This window comes from Parasediminibacterium schistidii, from assembly GCF_046546515.1.
Lineage (GTDB): Bacteria > Bacteroidota > Bacteroidia > Chitinophagales > Chitinophagaceae > Parasediminibacterium.
Genome location: NZ_JBKHKJ010000009.1, coordinates 11849 through 30755 on the forward strand (window position 1 = coordinate 11849; position 18907 = coordinate 30755).

The 18907-nt window shown below is 39.2% G+C and carries 16 protein-coding genes; 13 read left to right on the forward strand and 3 right to left on the reverse strand.

The window, feature by feature from the left end:
• Positions 1 to 96 precede the first annotated feature (96 nt).
• The 12 genes from ACHFIY_RS06845 (at position 97) to rfbA (ending at position 12084) form a co-directional block, all read left to right on the forward strand.
• The gene (locus ACHFIY_RS06845) at positions 97 to 1008 is read left to right on the forward strand and encodes a glycosyltransferase (RefSeq protein ID WP_410845329.1); all 912 of its coding nucleotides are present in this window, start codon (positions 97 to 99) and stop codon (positions 1006 to 1008) included.
• Positions 998 to 1852 carry a glycosyltransferase gene (locus tag ACHFIY_RS06850; RefSeq protein WP_410845330.1) on the forward strand — a complete coding sequence of 285 codons (855 nt, stop codon included), beginning with the start codon at positions 998 to 1000 and terminating at the stop codon, positions 1850 to 1852. The genes ACHFIY_RS06845 and ACHFIY_RS06850 overlap by 11 nt, the downstream gene beginning before the upstream one ends.
• A 292-nt stretch (positions 1853 to 2144) precedes the next feature.
• On the forward strand, positions 2145 to 2900 hold the full coding sequence (locus ACHFIY_RS06855; RefSeq protein WP_410845331.1) for a glycosyltransferase family 2 protein: 756 nt from the start codon (positions 2145 to 2147) through the stop codon (positions 2898 to 2900).
• 137 nt (positions 2901 to 3037) lie between these two features.
• Positions 3038 to 3859, forward strand: coding sequence for a glycosyltransferase family 2 protein (locus ACHFIY_RS06860; RefSeq protein WP_410845332.1), 822 nt, complete (start codon positions 3038 to 3040; stop codon positions 3857 to 3859).
• 37 nt (positions 3860 to 3896) lie between these two features.
• Positions 3897 to 4922, forward strand: coding sequence for a hypothetical protein (locus ACHFIY_RS06865; RefSeq protein WP_410845333.1), 1026 nt, complete (start codon positions 3897 to 3899; stop codon positions 4920 to 4922).
• Between the two features lie 29 nt (positions 4923 to 4951).
• Positions 4952 to 6001, forward strand: coding sequence for an EpsG family protein (locus tag ACHFIY_RS06870; RefSeq protein WP_410845334.1), 1050 nt, complete (start codon positions 4952 to 4954; stop codon positions 5999 to 6001).
• A 121-nt stretch (positions 6002 to 6122) separates the two neighbouring features.
• Complete coding sequence (gmd, locus tag ACHFIY_RS06875; protein ID WP_410845335.1) at positions 6123 to 7232, forward strand: GDP-mannose 4,6-dehydratase; 1110 nt, start codon at positions 6123 to 6125, stop codon at positions 7230 to 7232.
• Positions 7232 to 8164, forward strand: a complete 933-nt coding sequence (locus tag ACHFIY_RS06880) for a GDP-L-fucose synthase family protein (RefSeq protein ID WP_410845336.1) — start codon at positions 7232 to 7234, stop codon at positions 8162 to 8164. The genes gmd and ACHFIY_RS06880 overlap by 1 nt, the downstream gene beginning before the upstream one ends.
• Complete coding sequence (locus tag ACHFIY_RS06885; RefSeq protein ID WP_410845437.1) at positions 8164 to 9369, forward strand: glycosyltransferase; 1206 nt, start codon at positions 8164 to 8166, stop codon at positions 9367 to 9369. Before ACHFIY_RS06880 ends, ACHFIY_RS06885 begins: the two co-directional genes overlap by 1 nt.
• 134 nt (positions 9370 to 9503) lie before the next feature.
• Positions 9504 to 10556 carry a dTDP-glucose 4,6-dehydratase gene (gene rfbB, locus ACHFIY_RS06890; protein ID WP_410845337.1) on the forward strand — a complete coding sequence of 351 codons (1053 nt, stop codon included), beginning with the start codon at positions 9504 to 9506 and terminating at the stop codon, positions 10554 to 10556.
• 3 nt (positions 10557 to 10559) lie between these two features.
• Positions 10560 to 11117: a dTDP-4-dehydrorhamnose 3,5-epimerase gene (gene rfbC, locus ACHFIY_RS06895; RefSeq protein WP_410845338.1), complete on the forward strand. Its 558-nt coding sequence runs from the start codon at positions 10560 to 10562 to the stop codon at positions 11115 to 11117.
• 106 nt (positions 11118 to 11223) lie between these two features.
• Positions 11224 to 12084 (forward strand): glucose-1-phosphate thymidylyltransferase RfbA, encoded by an 861-nt coding sequence (gene rfbA, locus ACHFIY_RS06900; protein ID WP_410845339.1) that lies wholly within the window; start codon positions 11224 to 11226, stop codon positions 12082 to 12084.
• Between the two features lie 145 nt (positions 12085 to 12229).
• On the opposite strand, the gene mfd is transcribed toward rfbA, so the two are convergent.
• From mfd to ACHFIY_RS06915, 3 genes are all read right to left on the reverse strand, one after another.
• Positions 12230 to 15709 (reverse strand): transcription-repair coupling factor, encoded by a 3480-nt coding sequence (gene mfd, locus ACHFIY_RS06905; RefSeq protein ID WP_410845340.1) that lies wholly within the window; start codon positions 15707 to 15709, stop codon positions 12230 to 12232.
• A 598-nt stretch (positions 15710 to 16307) separates the two neighbouring features.
• Complete coding sequence (locus ACHFIY_RS06910; RefSeq protein WP_410845341.1) at positions 16308 to 17168, reverse strand: reverse transcriptase family protein; 861 nt, start codon at positions 17166 to 17168, stop codon at positions 16308 to 16310.
• Positions 17149 to 17439: a helix-turn-helix domain-containing protein gene (locus tag ACHFIY_RS06915; RefSeq protein ID WP_410845342.1), complete on the reverse strand. Its 291-nt coding sequence runs from the start codon at positions 17437 to 17439 to the stop codon at positions 17149 to 17151. The genes ACHFIY_RS06910 and ACHFIY_RS06915 overlap by 20 nt, the downstream gene beginning before the upstream one ends.
• A gap of 793 nt (positions 17440 to 18232) precedes the next feature.
• Here ACHFIY_RS06915 and ACHFIY_RS06920 point away from each other — a divergent pair.
• Entirely contained in the window at positions 18233 to 18757 is a 525-nt protein-coding gene (locus ACHFIY_RS06920; RefSeq protein WP_410845343.1) for a hypothetical protein, read from the forward strand.
• Positions 18758 to 18907: the final 150 nt, after the last annotated feature.

Genomic DNA, 18907 nt, shown 5'->3' on the forward strand with positions numbered 1-18907 from the left:
ATTATATACTTTGCCCTTCTCTTCACCTTATAACTTTTGTGCATATTTGTGTATTCGAGCCTTTGTGGCAAATAAATTTAATCATCCATCCATCGTATGCGCATTTCCATAGCATTGGCTGTTTATAACGGGGGGCAATATTTGCCACTTTTGCTGGAATCGCTGCGGCATCAGGATACGCTGCCTTACGAGCTGGTAATAGTTGACGATTGTTCTACCGACAATTCTTGGGACATTGTTTCTTCAATCCCTTCCAATTTATTTCCTGTCCGTTGCTATAAAAACGATACCAACCAAGGGGTTATTTATACGTTTAAGAAACTAATAACCCTTTGCAAGGGGGATTATATAGCCTTTTGCGACCAGGACGATATTTGGGAAAATCATAAAATAAGCATCTCGGCCGAAAAAATGCTGGCCACCGAAAACAAGCACCCCAATACGCCAATAGCCATTTTTACCGATTTGGCCACCATAGACCAGGCGGGCAATAAGCTACAGGCTTCTTTTTTCCAGCATTTCAATATACAGCCCCATGACTTGTCTTTTTTAGATATTTTGTTCGACAATGTTGTAACAGGCTGCACCGTTATGGTAAACAAACTTATGGTAAACAAGCTGCACGATATGCCCATGGATGTATTGATGCACGACCATTGGGTTGCCCTAATTGTTTATAGCTTTGGCAAATTTGATGTATGTTACAGCCCTACGATTTTATACAGGGTGCATGGCAGCAGCGTAACCAACAAAGACAAGAAAAACAAAATACAATTATTTCAGTTTTACTTAAAAAGTCACAAGGGGTTATTTATTAAAAAAATTGCCCAAGGCGAGGCTTTTTTGAAGGTTTACAACCATTTGCTTACCGATGCAGACAAGGCTACGCTTTCTTTTTTCATTAAATTAAAAAATACATCGGTGCTAAAGCAGGTATTTACTCGCAGGGTATCCCGTTTTCATAAACCGTCCTCTATTTATAAAATATATATTGGCAATGGAAAATAAGGCCGCTGGTTTTGCCAGTTTGCTTGTTTGCATAGTGCTGTACAACAAAAAACTAAGCGCATCCGAAACATTTGTTTCGCTGGCGCAGCATTTGCCACCCAATGTGTTGCTAACCGTGCTTGTGTACGACAATAGCTTGGAAGCAGATAGCGCTATTGAAATCATTAAATCGGCATACTCTAACATCCAATTACTTTATACGCATAATGCAGCAAACCCCGGCTTGGCTGTGGCATATAACCATGCGGCAGCCATTGCTGCGCAGTTACAGAAAGACACGCTTGTCTTGTTTGACCAAGACAGCACTGTGCCGCCCGAATATTTCAATGTTGCCTTGCTAGCCCTTGCCAATAACCCTGCTATAAATTTGTTTAGCCCCGCAATCGTGTCCAAAGGCATTATTATTTCGCCCTCCCAGTTTTTGTTTGGTAGGGCTTGGGCAAAAAAAGAAGCGAAACCAGGCATTACCGCATCAAAAAACAGCTCCATTATCAATAGCGGCATCATCATCCGCCTTGCGGCATTTAATAAACTTGGCGGCTATGATGAGGCTTTGTCGTTAGATTATAGCGACCACTATTTTTTCTATAAGTACAAAACGGCATTTGCAAGTTTTTTTGTATTGCCGATAAGCATCAACCACGAGTTATCTACTTTTTTCGATACTGATTACACAAAAGTGTTTGGCAGGTTTGCAACTTATTTTGCCGCATCCTTGCTTTTTGCACAGAAAACAAATACAAAAGCCCCCTTGTTCTGGTCGTTATTAAGGGCTTTCAAATTGTCGGTTGTGTTTAAGCGGGCTTCTTTTATAAAATATGCTGTTGGTGGGCTTTTGAAATGAGTAACATTTTCAAAATAACTTTCCTCGTTTCCGAAGCCGTTGCTTGCAACGCCCTGTCAGGATTGCTGTATAGAATCACGTTTTTTTTAGTACAAATTTCAGCTACTATAAGCATAAGTACATTTACTGTTTATTAAACCATCTGCGCCATTCTTTGTGTCCTTTAAGTGCAACGTTTTACCTAAGATGGAGCTTTCTTTGTGTTTCTTTGCGAAAAACTTTGTGTGCTTTGTGGTTTAATATTCGCTCAAAACTTTATTAAAATCCACCTTGATGTAGTAACAACTAAACAATGGCTATCCCAAATCAAAAAATTTCAGTTGCCCTTGCCACTTACAACGGTGCAAAATACATAAAGCTGCAACTGCTTTCAATACTTGGTCAAATAGGCGAGGGGGACGAAGTAATAATATCCGACAATTACTCTACAGATAATACCATTGCCATCATCAAGGAAATTGGCGACAGGAGGGTGAAAATATTTTTCAAGCAACAGGTTTCTGCCAAAGGCAGCACAAACTGTTATTTCAATTTCGAGAATGCCCTAAAGCATTGCAATGGCGATATTGTTTTTTTGTCGGACCAAGACGATGTTTGGAAGGAAAATAAAGTGCACGTTTGTTTGAATTATCTTCAAAAATACGACCTAGTGGTAACAGATTGCTCCCTTACAAGCGAAGCAGGAGAGGTATTAGAAAGTTCTTATTTTAAAATAAGGGAATCTGGCACTGGCTTTTTCAAAAATTTAAAGCAAAATACCTATATAGGCTGCTGCATGGCGTTTAAAAAACAGTTGTTGCAAGTGGCAATGCCTTTCCCAAAAAAAATGCCCATGCACGATATATTGCTAGGTACCATAGCCGATTTGTTTTTCAAGCCAATATTTATACCAAAAGCTTTGCTGCTTTATAGGGAGCATAGTGGCAATGTCTCAGCCACATCAGCAGGCAAATCACCTTTTGGGCTTACCCGGCAATTAGGGTTTAGGCTACGGGTAATACAATACTTGCCGCTTTTGTTGTGGCGGAAACTATGGCTGAAGGAGTAAAGCTGATACATCAATTACTATATAACAGCTATATTTTAATAGTAATTTTTCAAGCATATACAACGTTAAATATTTTGGCATAAATATGTTGCCTAATATTGCAGCTATACAAAAGGAATATCGGCTAATCTTTAAATATGGAAGTTATCGTTTCGGCATCAATAGTTTTATATAACAGCGACGATGTTGTGTGTAAAGCAATAGCCTCTTTATTAAAAGCAAAAATTGGGCTGAAGCTTTTCTTGGTGGACAATTCGCCTACAAGGGCTTTGGAAACTAAACTCGCAGCCTTTATAAATAACCCACAGGTTGAGTATATATACAACAATGCAAATGTAGGTTTTGGGGCTGCCCATAATATTGCCATAAAAAAAAGTATCCCTTTTGCAAAATACCACTTGGTAATAAACCCCGATATTTATTTTGAGGAGGGAGTTGTGGAAGCCTTGTATGCGTACATGGAAATAAATAAAGAGGTGGGGCATGTAATGCCTAAGATTCTGTACCCAGACAATACGGTACAATATGTGGCCAAGTTAATTCCCTCACCTATAGATCTTCTGGCAAGGCGGTTTTTGCCAAGTTTTGTTTTCAAGAAGCGGAATAAAACGTTGCAACTGGAATGCTCTGGCTACAACCAAGTTTTTGAAGCCCCTTATCTTTCAGGCTGTTTCATGTTTTTAAGGATGGCTGCGTTGAACGAAGTTGGCCTATTTGACGAACGTTTTTTTATGTACCCCGAAGATATAGACCTTACCCGGCGCATACATAAAAAATTCAAGACCGTTTTTTACCCTGCTGTTTATGTTTACCACGAACATGGCAAAGGGTCCTACAAAAGCATGAAAATGCTTTGGATACATACCGTGAACATCATCAAGTATTTTAACAAGTGGGGCTGGTTTAATGATACTGAAAAAAGAAGCATTAATAAAGCTACTTTAGGGCAGTTTAATTAATAAAAACACGTTTATTTTTACTTTAGTTTAGTATAAAATGAGTTCTCAAATTGTAGTTGTAGATATTGTCAAAAAAAGCAAGGACTTTTTCTTCTTCCTGCTGTCTAAATGGGCATTAATCCTAGCTGTTTCTTTGTTGGCGGCAGTAGCAGCAATTGTTTACACATGGCGGCAAGACCCTAAATATTCAGCCACTATGACTTTTGTTGCCGAAAGCGAAACCTCTTCTGGCTTGGGGGGCTATGCTAGCTTAGCAGCACAGTTCGGGGTAGATGTTGGTGGCAGCTCCAGCAGTGCTTTCTCCGAAGACAACTTGGTAGAACTATTAAAAAGCAGGTTGCTGATAGACAAGACATTGCTTTCTCCTTTTGGCGATGGCTTGTTAATAGATAAATATATTGCCAATCATAAAATAAATGAAAAATTGGCTACCGACACGGCGCTTAGTAAAATTAATTTTGCAACTATTGCCGCGGGCAAATACAACAGGGCTACAGATAGTGTATTTAATGCAATTGCAAATGGCATTATAAAGTCGCAAATTGACGTTGATAGAATAGATAAGAAATTGGATATTATTTATATCAAAATGACAGATATAGATATGCTTTTTGCTAAAAAATTTGTAGAAATGCTTGCCAGTAACGCCATCTTATTTTATACTGACTACAAAACAAGGAAAAACCTAGCCAACGTAGCCATCCTGCAAAGGCAAACCGACTCTGTAAAAAGGATGTTGTTTGGCGATATTAGCGACATAGCTTCCATTGTTGACTTAAACGTGAACCCCATTAAACAAACCCTGCGCACAAATGGACAGAAACGCCAGATAGACTTGCAGGTAAACACTGCTTTATACACTGAGTTATTGAAGAATTTAGAAATTTCTAAGCTTACGCTTCGCAAAGAAACCCCATTGATACAGGTAATAGACGTGCCAAAACTCCCATTGAAAAATGAGAAAAAAGGCAGGTTTTTAATGGGTTTGCTTGGGGCTATCCTTGGGGCTATTATAACATCTGTTTTCCTACTGATAAAAAAATGGATTGTGGAAACAGCTTGATGAATTATATTTTAAATACCTAAAATAGCTTGATAAGTTACCTAATATTATTTGGCATTTTTGCGCTGATTGCCCTTTTTAGCCTAGCTACTTTGGGGAAGGATCAGCCAATGGTTATTTTTATATCCATTGCGGCTCTCCTAATTGTAACAGCAGGCTTCAGGGACGGCACGGCTTTTAGGGACTACTCTATTTATGAATTAATGTATACTAACTACCAAAAAATTAGTTTATTGGCTTTCGAGCCAACTTTTATACTGCTGTCGGCAATAGTAAAGTATGTTTTTTTTGATAAAGTAATTGTTTTGTTTGTCTTATATGGAATTATTGGGGTTTCGGTTAAATTTTGTGCTATCAGGCAATTGTCACAATTTTATTATTTGTCTGTGCTTTTTTATTTTTCAAATTATTTTCTATTACATGAAATGACTCAGATTAGGGCTGGCGTGGCTGCGGGTTTTTTGCTGCTTTGCATCAAGCCTATTTACAATAGGGACTTTGCCTCTTTTTTCTTTTTCAACCTCCTTGCTTTCCTTTTTCATTATTCTGCTATCATTTTTTTGCCATTCTATTTCCTACTACCCAAAAAAATGGATAGCTTGGTATATGTTTTGCTTTTAATTGGCACTTATTTGTTGCATTTTGTAAACATACATGCCACTACAATCTTTTATCTCATCCCAGCAGAAAATTTACAGTTTAAATTAGAATCATATAAAAACCTAGTTGAATTTAGCCTGCAGGAAAAATTAAACGTTTTCAAGCCCTTGCAGGTAGCTCGCATTGGGTTATGCTTGTTTTTATTATGGAAAAAAGATTTGATTTTTGAGCAGAACAAGTATGCTTTTATCCTGCTAAAAATATATTTTATCGCAGTTTTTGCCATCCCGCTTTTTGCCGATATCCCTACATTTGCCATCAGGTCTAGCGAGTTGCTTGGCGTGGTAGAAATTATCATGCTGCCAATGGCCATCTACGCAATAAAGGAAACAAAAATAGTTGCCCTAGCTACTGTTGCTTTATGTTTTGCTTTTTTGTGTGTCAATTTTTTTTATACCAAATTGATTGTCTTTAAGTAATCCCATAGAAATAACGGACCCGGAAGGTTATTTATCCCAATGCAAGCAACAAAACAACTATTATTTTTTTTAAGTTAGCCAAATTTCTTATCCTTGCACAGTACTAAACAAAACACATTAAATGAAAAAAGCGCTCATTACAGGTATTACAGGACAGGATGGTTCTTATTTAGCTGAATTATTGCTAAAAAAAGGTTACGAAGTACACGGTATCAAACGTCGTAGCTCTTTATTTAATACGGGCCGTATAGACCATTTCTATGAGGATCCTCACATTCCAGACCGCCACTTAGTATTGCACCACGGCGATTTAACAGATAGCACCAATTTAATCAGGATTATACAAGAAGTACAGCCCGATGAAATATACAACCTTGCTGCCATGAGCCATGTGCATGTAAGTTTTGAAGAACCAGAATACACTGCTAACGCAGATGGTATTGGTACATTAAGGATACTGGAAGCCGTTCGTTTATTAGGCTTGGTAAAGAAAACAAAAGTGTACCAAGCATCTACTTCCGAGCTATATGGCTTGGTTCAAGCAGTGCCTCAAAGCGAAACCACGCCATTTTATCCACGCAGCCCTTATGCTGTTGCTAAAATGTATGCTTACTGGATCACGGTAAACTATCGTGAGGCTTATGGCATTTTTGCTTGCAATGGCATTTTGTTCAACCACGAAAGCCCACAACGTGGCGAAACCTTCGTAACACGCAAAATAACCCGTGCAGTTGCCAAGATTGCGTTGGGTATGCAGGACACCATATTCCTAGGCAACCTGAATGCAAGGCGCGACTGGGGCCATGCAAAAGACTATGTAGAAGGCATGTACCTGATATTGCAGCAAGAAACACCAGAGGATTATGTATTGGCTACGGGCATTACAACAGAAATCCGTGAATTTGTAAAAATGGCTTTTGCCGAAGTGGGTATAGAAGTAGCTTTCCGTGGCGAAGCAGAAAGCGAAGAAGGTTATATCACGGCAATACATGGCGACTACCATTTGAAAATAGGTAAAGTAGTGGTAAAAGTAGATCCACGTTATTACCGTCCTACAGAAGTAGAATTGCTAATTGGCGACCCTACTAAAGCAAATACAAAACTTGGCTGGAAACCGAAGTACGACCTTGCTGCACTGGTAAAAGAAATGGTAGCCAGCGATGTGAAACTCTTTAAAGAAGAGAAACATTTAAGGGAACATGGTTTTGCACCTAAAAACGTAGCAGAATAATGGAAAAGCGTTCTAAAATATACATAGCTGGCCATCGTGGAATGGTAGGCAGTGCTATCATAAGAAGGCTTCAGAAAGATGGTTATGACAACATCATAACTAGGACATCAAAAGAGTTAGACTTGCGCAACCAACAGGCCGTGAACAGCTTTTTTGAAACAGAAAAGCCCGATTATGTGTTTTTAGCGGCTGCAAAAGTTGGTGGCATAGTTGCCAACAATACCTACAGGGCGGATTTTATTTATGAAAATTTGATGATGGAAAGCAACATCATCCATGCTTCCTACGTTAATAAAGTAACAAAGTTATTGTTCTTGGGTTCGTCTTGCATTTATCCTAAACTAGCCCCGCAGCCTTTGAAAGAGGAGTACCTGCTCAGTGGCTTTTTAGAACAAACAAACCAGCCCTATGCCATTGCCAAAATAGCAGGCATAGAGTTGTGCGATGGCTACAGGGCGCAGTATGGCTGCAATTTCATTTCGGCTATGCCCACCAATTTGTATGGGCCAAATGACAATTACGACCTGCAGAAATCGCATGTGTTGCCGGCTATGCTAAGGAAATTTATCACGGCAAAGAAAAACGGTACGCCATCAGTAGAATTGTGGGGAACTGGCACGCCTAAGCGTGAATTTTTACATGTAGATGATTTGGCAGATGCTTGTTTGTATTTAATGAGCAGTTACAATGAAAAAGGATTAGTGAATGTAGGCTGGGGGGATGATGTTACCATCCTGGAACTGGCGCAACTGGTGAAAAAAATAGTTGGCTACGAAGGCGAACTAAAGTTTGACACCACCAAGCCCGATGGCACCCCACGCAAGTTGATGGATGTAAGCAAGCTGGAAAGCTTTGGCTGGAAAGCTTCCATAACATTGGAACAAGGGATAGGCATGGTTTATAATGAAATAAAAGACACGGAGTGGCAATAATGGTTGCTAAAGAAAAACCAAGGTTATTGATACTTTTGGACCGATTAGTAGTAGGAGGGCAAGCGGTAGATGTTATACCGCTTGCCTTTTATTTTAAACAAGCATTTGAGGTAAAGCTCATATACGGTGAAAAAAAACCAGATGATACCGAGGCAACGTACTTGTTGGATTTGTATCCTGGCATAGATGCCATAAAAATACCATCGCTCAAAAAAACGCTCAACCTTGTAACTAATATTAAGGCGTGCATTGATTTAAATAGGGAAATAAAGTATTTTAAGCCCCATATTATACACACCAATGCTGCCAAGTGTGGTGTTATTGGTCGTTTAGCTGGTTTTTACAACAAAGTGCCAGTTATTGTGCACACATTCCATGGGCATTTTTTCCATTCATACTTCAACAGGTTTTTTTCCAGCGGCATTATTGCAACAGAGAAAATACTTACCCGTATCAGCAGTGCCATCATAGCTACTAGTAGCCGGCAAATGGACGATTTGGTGTACACTTACAAAATTGCCCCGAAAAATAAAGTAACCATTATTGGCTTAGGGATAGATGAAGGCTTTCTGGCTTCAAAAAACACTGATTTGGCAAACAATTTTGCAGCCAAATACCAAGTTGATAGCGATACCGTTGCCATTGGCATTATTGCAAGGATTGTACAGGTAAAGAACTTCAATCTTTTTGTGGCTGTAGTAAACAAGGTTTTGCATAAAACAAATCAAAAGGTAATTTTTTTTGTAATTGGCGATGGATACTTGAAAAAAGATGTTCAACAACAACTTACAGGGCATGGTATTGGCTTTAGCAGTGACGAAAACCCTTTGCCAAATGCACCAGTAATATTCACCTCATGGGTTTCGCAAATTGGCGAAGCATTGGCAGCGTTAGACATTGTGGTGCTAACCTCAAACAATGAAGGCACAGGCCTGTCCCTTGCCGAAAGCCAATACTGTGGCAAGCCTGTTGTAGCCACCAATGTAGGCGGTGTGCCAGACACATTGATTGATGGCAAAACAGGTTTTCTTGTGCCACCTGCTAACGCTGGCGCTTTTGCAGAAAAATTATTATGCTTAATAGAGGACAGAGCACTGAGGCGGCAAATGGGCAATGCAGCAATGATATTTGCACGCGAAAAATTTGCCAAGAAAAAAGAAATTGAAAGCCTTACGCAATTGTATATAAAACTATTAGAACAGTAAGTTTTGGCAAAGAACCAAGAAAATATTTTGTCAATACCTTGCCAATTTGCCCAAAAACACTTTTCTTTACAGGCCAACCTCAAGCAGGTTTTCACATACCTAAAAATCAAACTGTTCAAAATTTAATAACAGCAATGAAAAATATATTAATTACGGGGGGTGCAGGTTTTATAGGCAGCCATGTAGTGCGTTTGTTTGTAACAAAATACCCAAGTTACAATATTATAAACCTAGATGCACTTACCTATGCGGGCAACTTGGAAAACCTGAAAGACATTGACCAAAGCCCCAACTATACATTTGAAAAAGTAAACCTTTTAGATGTAGCTGGCCTTAGCAGTGTTTTTGAGCGGCATAATATTACCGATGTTATCCATTTAGCCGCTGAAAGCCATGTGGACAGGAGCATTGAAAGCCCGCTCGATTTTGTGCATACCAATATTGTAGGTACCGTAAACCTATTGAACATTGCCAAAACAAAATGGGGGGCAGATTTTAGCAAGCACCTCTTTTACCATATCTCTACCGATGAGGTTTATGGTGCATTGGGTGCAGAAGGGCTGTTTACAGAAACCACGCCTTATCACCCAAATTCACCCTATTCCGCCAGCAAGGCTGCTTCCGATCATTTTGTAAGGGCTTATGCAGAAACCTATCACATCCGTACCATTATTTCCAATTGCTCCAACAATTACGGGCCTTTTCATTTCCCTGAAAAGTTAATCCCTTTGTTTATCAATAACATCATCCACAAAAAACCTTTGCCAGTTTATGGGGATGGCCTATATACAAGGGATTGGTTGTTTGTAAAAGACCACGCAACAGCTATTGATGTTATTTTCCATAATGGCAAAATAGACGATACTTATAATATTGGTGGGTTCAACGAATGGAAGAACATAGACCTAGTAAAAATACTTTGCAAGCTAATGGATGAAAAGCTAGGCAGGCAAGCAGGCGAAAGCGAGGAACTGATTACTTATGTAAAAGACCGTCCGGGACACGACCGCCGCTATGCCATTGATGCTACCAAGCTGAATAAAGAACTAGGTTGGGCACCATCTGTTACTTTTGAGCAAGGGCTTGCCCAAACCATTGACTGGTATTTGGAAAACACAACTTGGCTGAGCAATGTAACCAGCGGTGCTTATCAAAATTATTATTCATCTATGTATTCAAACAGGTAAAAGATGAGGGTAGAGGAAACAAAATTGAAAGGCTGTTATATTATCCACGACACGGTGTTTGCCGATAGCAGGGGTTATTTCTTTGAGAGTTTCAACAAACAGAAATTTGAATCGCTTACTGGCGCACAAATAAATTTTGTGCAAGACAACCAATCAAAATCTACCCGCGGCGTACTGCGGGGTATTCATTTTCAGCAGGGTGAACATGCACAGGCAAAGCTAGTAAGGGTATTTGAAGGGGTAGTATTGGATGTGGCTGTTGACCTACGCAAAGAGTCGCCCACATTTGGTGAATATGTTGTAGTAGAATTAACGGGCGATAACCATGTACAGTTTTTTGTGCCGCGTGGTTTTGGCCACGGCTTTGTTGTACTTAGTGAAACAGCAACTTTTTTTTATAAATGCGATAATTTTTATAACAAAGCCAGCGAAGGCGGCTTGATATATAATGACCCAACTGTAAACATCGACTGGCAAATACCTGCAAGCGAAATACAGATTTCAGAAAAAGACAGCATATTGCCTAATTTTGAGCAAATAAAGGAAACGGTTTACTGGTAGGGCGTAAGGATTGCCAACTTTCAAAAGGTTTGCAACCCTACCCATGGTACCCACTTATTTGTTTATAGTAAAACTTTACAAGAACCATTTTTAAATCATACTTCTAATGAAAGGGATTATTTTAGCAGGTGGAAGCGGCACAAGGCTCTACCCTATTACCAAGGGTATCAGCAAGCAAATAATGCCTATTTACGATAAGCCGATGATTTATTATCCCTTGTCTGTACTAATGCTGGCAGGTATTAAAGAAGTGCTTATCATAACTACCCCGGAGGATTCCGCCCAATTCCAACGCCTGCTGGGCAATGGACACGAGTTGGGGTGTAGCTTCAATTATGCTGTACAAGAAAAACCAAACGGGCTTGCTCAGGCTTTTGTAATTGGTGCCGATTTCATTGGTACCGATAAAGTAGCTCTGGTGCTAGGCGATAATATTTTTCATGGTGCTGGTTTTAGCAAACTCGTGCAATCTTTCAATGATGTTTCGGGTGCAGCCATTTTTGCGTATGAAGTAGGCGACCCCGAAAGGTATGGCGTAGTAGAATTTGACAAAAATTTTAAAGCTTTGTCTATCGAGGAAAAACCCGTGGCCCCAAAGTCGAACTATGCAGTGCCAGGCTTGTATTTTTACGATAATGAGGTAGTTGAAATAGCAAAAAATATCCCAGCATCCCCAAGGGGAGAATACGAGATAACAGATGTAAACAAAGTTTACCTCGAAAATAAAAAACTCCATGTAGGCGTGATGAACCGTGGCACAGCTTGGCTAGACACGGGTACTTTCGATTCATTAGCAGATGCCAGCGAATTTGTTAGAGTAATTGAAAAACGCCAAGGCCAAAAAATTGGCTGTATAGAAGAAGTAGCGTTCCGCATGGGCTTTATCAACCATGAGCAACTTTTGGAATTGGCCGCACGCTACGCAAAAAGCGGCTATGGCGAATATTTAAGGAAATTGAAAGCATAAGAAAATGTTCGGTTTAAAACAAAAGCGGTCACCTCGATTTTCTCGAAGTGGCCGCTTTTGTTTTAAACCGAACACCTAACCACACTTGTATTCGAGAATCAAAACAAATACGAAGATTGAAACTAAAAAATAGATTGACTTACAACTACGCCGCCTTCACCCCCTCATTCGCTACTATCACCCCTTTCTTCATCAACACTAAAAACCGCAACATCGCTTCCATATCCTTAATATCATCCACCACCAGCAAGAAGTTTTTTCCAGCCTGTTTTAGGCGGGCTTTGTTGGTGCCGGTTTGCAGGTAACCGAGGATATTTTTAAACAAATCCGATTCAAAATAGGGCGAGTCGTTTTTGTTGATGAAATAGCAGCGCATTGTGTTTTCTTTCAGGCTCATTTTTTCAAAGCCGAGGGTTACGGCTGCCCACCGGCAGCGGACGGTGGTAAATAAATCTTCCACCTGCGATGGGATGGCACCAAAACGGTCTACCAATTCCGTATGGAAAGCCAGCAGGGCTTCTTCGTCCTCGCAATTGTCTAACCTAGTGTAGAGAGACAAACGCTCGGTAATGCTTTCTACATAGCTATCTGGTATCAATATTTCCAGGTCGGTGTCTATGGTACAGTCGCTTACATAATCGTCTTGCTTGGCTATTTCGTCTTTAAACAAATCCTTGAAGGATGTACGTTTCAGTTCCCGTACGGCTTCTTCCAATATTTTTTGGTACATTTCAAAACCAATCTCGGCCATAAAGCCACTTTGCTCGCCGCCTAGCAAGTTACCTGCACCACGGATGTCTAAATCCCGCATGGCTATCTGGAAACCGCTGCCCAAATCGCTGAATTGCTCTAGGGTTTGCAGGCGTTTACGGCTGTCTGTCGGCAAAGTACTCATTGGCGGTGCCAATAAATAGCAGAATGCTTTTTTATTGCTACGCCCTACACGCCCACGCAACTGGTGCAAATCGCTTAGCCCAAAATGGTGTGCGTTGTTGATGATGATGGTGTTTACATTGGCAATGTCCACCCCGCTTTCTACAATGTTTGTACAAACCAGCACATCATATTTTCTGTCTATAAAATCTAATATCCTTTCTTCCAGTTCGTTACCTTCCAATTGGCCGTGGGCAAAACCAATGCTTATGTCCGGACATTGTGCTTGTATTAATGCCGCCATTTCGCTCAAGCCATTTACCCGGTTATGGATAAAGAAAACCTGGCCGCCACGGTTGGTCTCATAATAAATGGCTTCCCGTATAAACTCGTCGTTAAATACTTGTATTTCCGTTTGTATCGGCTGGCGGTTGGGCGGTGGCGTATTGATAATGCTTAAATCTCTCGCACCCATCAAACTAAAATGGAGTGTTCGGGGTATAGGCGTGGCAGTAAGTGTAAGGCAGTCCACATTGGTTTTCAGCGTTTTTAATTTTTCCTTGTGGGCTACGCCAAATTTCTGCTCTTCGTCAATGATCATCATGCCGAGGTCTTTGAATTTTACCTCTTTCCCTAGCAAGCCATGTGTGCCTATGATAATATCTACTTTGCCCTGTGCTACTTTTTCCAGCGTTTCCTTTTTCTCTTTGGCAGATTTAAAGCGGTTAATATAATCTACCGTTACCGGGAAGTCTTTCAACCGTTCCTTAAATGTTTTATAATGCTGGAAGGCAAGGATGGTGGTAGGCACCAATACAGCAGCCTGTTTGCCATCAATCACGCTTTTAAAGGCGGCACGAATGGCCACTTCGGTTTTGCCAAAGCCTACATCCCCACAAACAAGTCTGTCCATTGGGCTAGGGCTTTCCATGTCTTTTTTCACATCGGCCACGGCTTTTGCTTGGTCGGGTGTGTCCTCGTACATAAAACTGGCTTCCAGTTCTGTTTGCATGTAGGTATCTGGTGTAAAAGCAAACCCATGCTGTGCCTTGCGTTCGGCGTATAGTTTGATGAGGTCGAAGGCTATTTCCTTCACCTTCACCTTGGTTTTTTCCTTCAGTTTGTTCCAAACATCGCTGCCCAGCTTGTTTATTTTAGGCACCGTGCCTTCCTTGCCCGTGTATTTGGATATTTTGTGTAGAGAGTTGATGTTCACATACAAAATATCTGTGTCTTTATAAATAATCCGCACTGCTTCCTGCAACCTGCCGTTTACTTCTATTTTTTGCAATCCGCTGTATGTACCCACGCCATGGTCTATATGGGTAACATAATCACCCGGCTGCAAGTCCCGCAGGGTTTTTAGGGTTATGGCTTTGTTTTTATTATAGGCCTGTTTTACCTTGTATTTATGGTAACGCTGGAAAATCTGGTGGTCTGTATAGCAAACAATTTTCAGCTTTTCATCAATAAACCCTTCATGGATAGACGTAGGTACCGGAACAAAATTAATTTCCGTGTTCAGGTCCTTAAAAATGCTATGTAAGCGTTCCAGTTGCTTTACCTGCTCCGCAAAAATGTAGATACTATAATTAGTGGCCTCATGTCCTTTTAAGTCTTCAATTAGCAAATTGAATTGACGATTGAAAGATGGCTGCGCTCTTGTAAAAAAAGTAATGTTCGATTCATTACCAAAGTGCTGCTTATATCCAAACTCTACAATATGGCGTTGCTGTATTTGTCGCTCAATGGTGGCCACAGGCGTAAAATCCTGCAGGCTTATTTCTTTTAATATTTTGGTTTCATCCTCGTCATCTTCCTCTTCTGCTACGGGCATGGTAGTGGTTACCTTGCCTTTTTTGCTCGTAGTAACAATGGGTGTATTGAAAGCGGCTTTCTGTGCTTCCATCTTTTCCAGAAAGATGCCCAAGTCCAATTCAGATTCCTCCAGCTTTTCCTTGATAACATCCCAGTCTTTTAGCCAAACGACCATGTTCTCGGGCAAGAATTCGAGTAGGGATACTTTGTCGCCGGTTTCAAATTGGGTTTCTACATTGGGGATGATGCTTACCTGCAAAATCTTCCGTTCGCTTAATTGGGTTTCCGGGTCAAAGATGCGAATACTGTCCACCTCGTTGCCAAACAGCTCTACCCTGTATGGCTTTTCATTGCCGAAGGAATAAATATCCAATATGCCACCACGCAGGGCAAACTGCCCTGGTTCATACACAAAGTCTGTACGCACAAAACCATACATCACAAACAATTCCATCAGGCTATCCAGGTTGATGGTGTCATTGGTTTTAACGAGGATGATATTGCCACTCAAGGTTTTGGGCAGCACCACTTTTTCAAACAAAGCTTCGGGATAGGTAACAATTATCTTTTTGTTACCGCCATTCGCCAGTTTGGTCAATGCCTCTGTGCGAAGCATCACGTTGGACGAATTCAATACCCTGAAATTCTTTCTCGCCTTAAATGAGGAAGGGAAATAAAACAAGTCCAGCGCACTGGTCAGGTTTTCTAATGTATTGTGGAAATAGGCAGCTTCCTCTGGGTCGTTTAGTACCACCAGGTGGTTCAGGCCCTGTGTTTTTTCGTGGGTAAACACACTGCTTACCACAAACTCGGCACTGCTGCCTTGTAAATTTTTGAGGAATATTTTTTGCGGGTCGTGATACAACAATTGTTCCGCCAGTTGGCCCAACTGTGGCGATGCCTGGTACTGCCCTAACAACACATTCAAATTCATATACTGCTCCGGTATCTAAGCCGCAAAGATAGCTTTGAACGGGAAGATGGGACAGAAAGGTTTTTGATGAGTTTAACAACAGAGACCGCTAAGGTTTTCACGCAAAGAAGCCGCAAATTTTAGGCAAAGCGGCTACTTATAGGTTCAATTTCAATTGCTTGCCTAGGAAAAGGATGAACCTTTTTTATTAAAATAGTTTCAGTTTTGCCCGATTTTGAGTGATTTTGCTTTCAGAAAAAAAAATTGCGCTTTTGGAAGTTTGCTTTTTTATTTATAACGCATTGATTTTCAATTATATTATTCTATTTTAGGAAATAAAATGTACTCATTTTATGGTGATTGATGGGGATTTAATAGTGATTGAATGGTGATTTATCTTGTATCAATTTGGATTGCATTTGGATTGAGATTGATTTTATGGTGATTATATTTTGGACTGACATAAACTATATTAATATTGGCAAAAAATGAAATATTAGCGTTGAAAATAGTGCATCCGATTTGTTGATGCTTATTTAATGCAAAGATACGGAAGTGGGGCATTTAGTGTATTCTTTTGTGGAAAATTATAATGCAAATGAGAGGATACTAAGAATACTCACTTATTAGTCTTTCTTATACTATTCAAATAGTTAGTGTATGGTTTCATTACAGTATTGCTTTCTTTCTCCAAATGTGCCTTATCAATAATTTTTTTAGGGGCATCAATCTTATTCAAAAAAACATGTACGCCTGTAATAGTTTGTCCTCCACTATATTTTGTTTTTCTACGACTAATTTTAAAATCACCACCTATAACAATTTCAAGTATTTCAGAAATTAAATGACCAAAATCCTGTTGAGAAGAAAATGTCAAATCATCAATATATCTAGTGTATTTTATATTATTCTTTTTGCAAATTTCAATTAGTTTGTAATCCGTTTCTAAAAATACAAGATTTGATATACCAGTACTAGTTGGACTACCTTGTGGCACCTCATTTTTTCTTGTTGTTAATTTAGTCAACCAATGAGCAATATGTTCTGAATATCCAAGATTCTTAAAAATCTTATGAACACGCCTCATTTTAATATTTGGATAAAATTCTTGTAAATCCGTTTCAAAAAGATATTTATTTCCTTGATGAGCTTTGGCATTAGTTATATTGCTTTTACCCTTAACACCGCCATGCACATTATCTGGGAGAGAAACTATATCAATAATATTTCTTTGTATCCGTTTCTGAACAACTTTTAATAGTTGTGATGGGTTTCTAAATGTTCTAGTTTTAATTGTGCCATCTAAATAAGTTTTTGCATTTCCAGCTTTGTCAAGTTTAGTTTCTGACCACTCTTTGTAATTGCTTTCTATAGAATCAAGTAAAGGATTAATCTCACTTTCATTAAATCCTATGATATGACATAGTTTTTTAAACTCATAATTTTTATACGCTTCAGTTTTAGACTGCGAAGAATTCATTGACTAAAGATTTTACAGAAGGGCTGACAATCTGAAATGCTTCTCTTTTATTAGGCTGTACATCATCCTCTGTCATTGACAGAAAGAATAATATTGGCAAAGGCATATTTAAATTGTCACTAATTAATTTTAAGGTTGAGAGATTGGGTTCTTTCAAATTGTTTTCTATTTGAGAAAGATAAGTTTGTGTAATATCACACGAAAGGGCAAATTCAGCTTGAGTTTGTCCTCTTTGCTTCCTGATATTTTTTATTATATTACCTAAGTTCATTTTTTGTTTTTGAAAAAATTTAAGGAGTGTTCGGATTACAAACTTGGCATTGCAAAGGTGTCATTTTATTATTTTGCGAAAAATTCAATAAGCAGTTCAAATATTTTCACGATTTGTTCGCGTATTTGTACATTGGTCTTACCTTTTTTCCGCTTTAAAAACTGAAGCCTTTCTAATGTTTCGTTTAAGACAGTCAAGTCTGATTCCGAAAGAGAACACTGGTTCTGTGTGATAGATACAATACTTTTTATTGCATTATCAATGATTCGAATTTGCTTTAATCTGGACATATTTATTTATTTTTAAATAAAGACAACAACATTATTGTCCTGCTAACCAATAATGTCATATATGTACAGTTAAATGTCTATGTCCTAAATGCGTTGGCAATGTTCTCATACACTCGCTTAAAATTCCTGCGTATTAATTTAATTATCTAATATCACATAATAACAAATTCAATTATACCATAATGTCTCTTTTGCTACTTTATTGCTGCCTTTATCGTATTATTGATAATTGCCACCACGGAGTTAACGGCTAGAGGTAATCATGATTGTTACTGTTATTTTACCTATTACGGTTTGCCCTCTCGGGCAGTCAAAGGAACTCCACTTAGGCCATAAACATCGAATCACCTTTCAAAGAACTATTATGGAGCAAATATATAGAAATATTACTGATAGTTAATAAAATGGATTAAAATATTTTTTATTAAGGCAATCCTGACTAATTTATGCTTTAATATTATAAACAATTTCTCATTTCGCAAAATGCGAAATACTCCATACTTTTGATAAATGAGAAAGCCCAATGGGATGCGGCCGCAGGATGTTGCTATTTATTGAAAATCGTAGCATTGGATAGTGAAACTTTCCAACTAGCTGCTTTGTCTAAAACCTTGTACATTAGTTTATCCGAAATTTCAGAATCTTTGAACAGGAGCCAGATAGCAGGTTTAATTGATTTTAACAAAAAAAGGGTGAACAGGCAAAGCCTGTTGGAGTTTTTGCAATATGGCGTACGCTATGTATTCCCACAAAAGCCTGGGGCAATGGTGCGAGGTGTGGCTACAGCCCATTCGCATCCTTTTATGAGTGAATTTTTCAGTAGCGAGCTAAACTACGTTTGGGTAGATGCCGATGGCGAAATATTGGGCTTGGAAATAGAACCTTTTTATCCAAAACAATCAATAGCCGCAAAAGAAAACGATACCTTTTATAAATTATTGGCGTTGGTAGATGTACTGCGGGTGGGAAGGGTGAGGGAAATAAATGTTGCCTTGGAGGAATTGAAGAAAATGATGTTGTATGAATAGCTAGCCGAAATATCCCCAAGGCCACTACCGCAGGTGCATTCTGGCGCATGGCCTTCAGCCTGTTCCTGCTTGTTACTTTTTTTAGGATTGGCAGGGTACTAAAACAACGCTGTTCGAAATATTAGCACAGCGCAAATAAAACAACATATT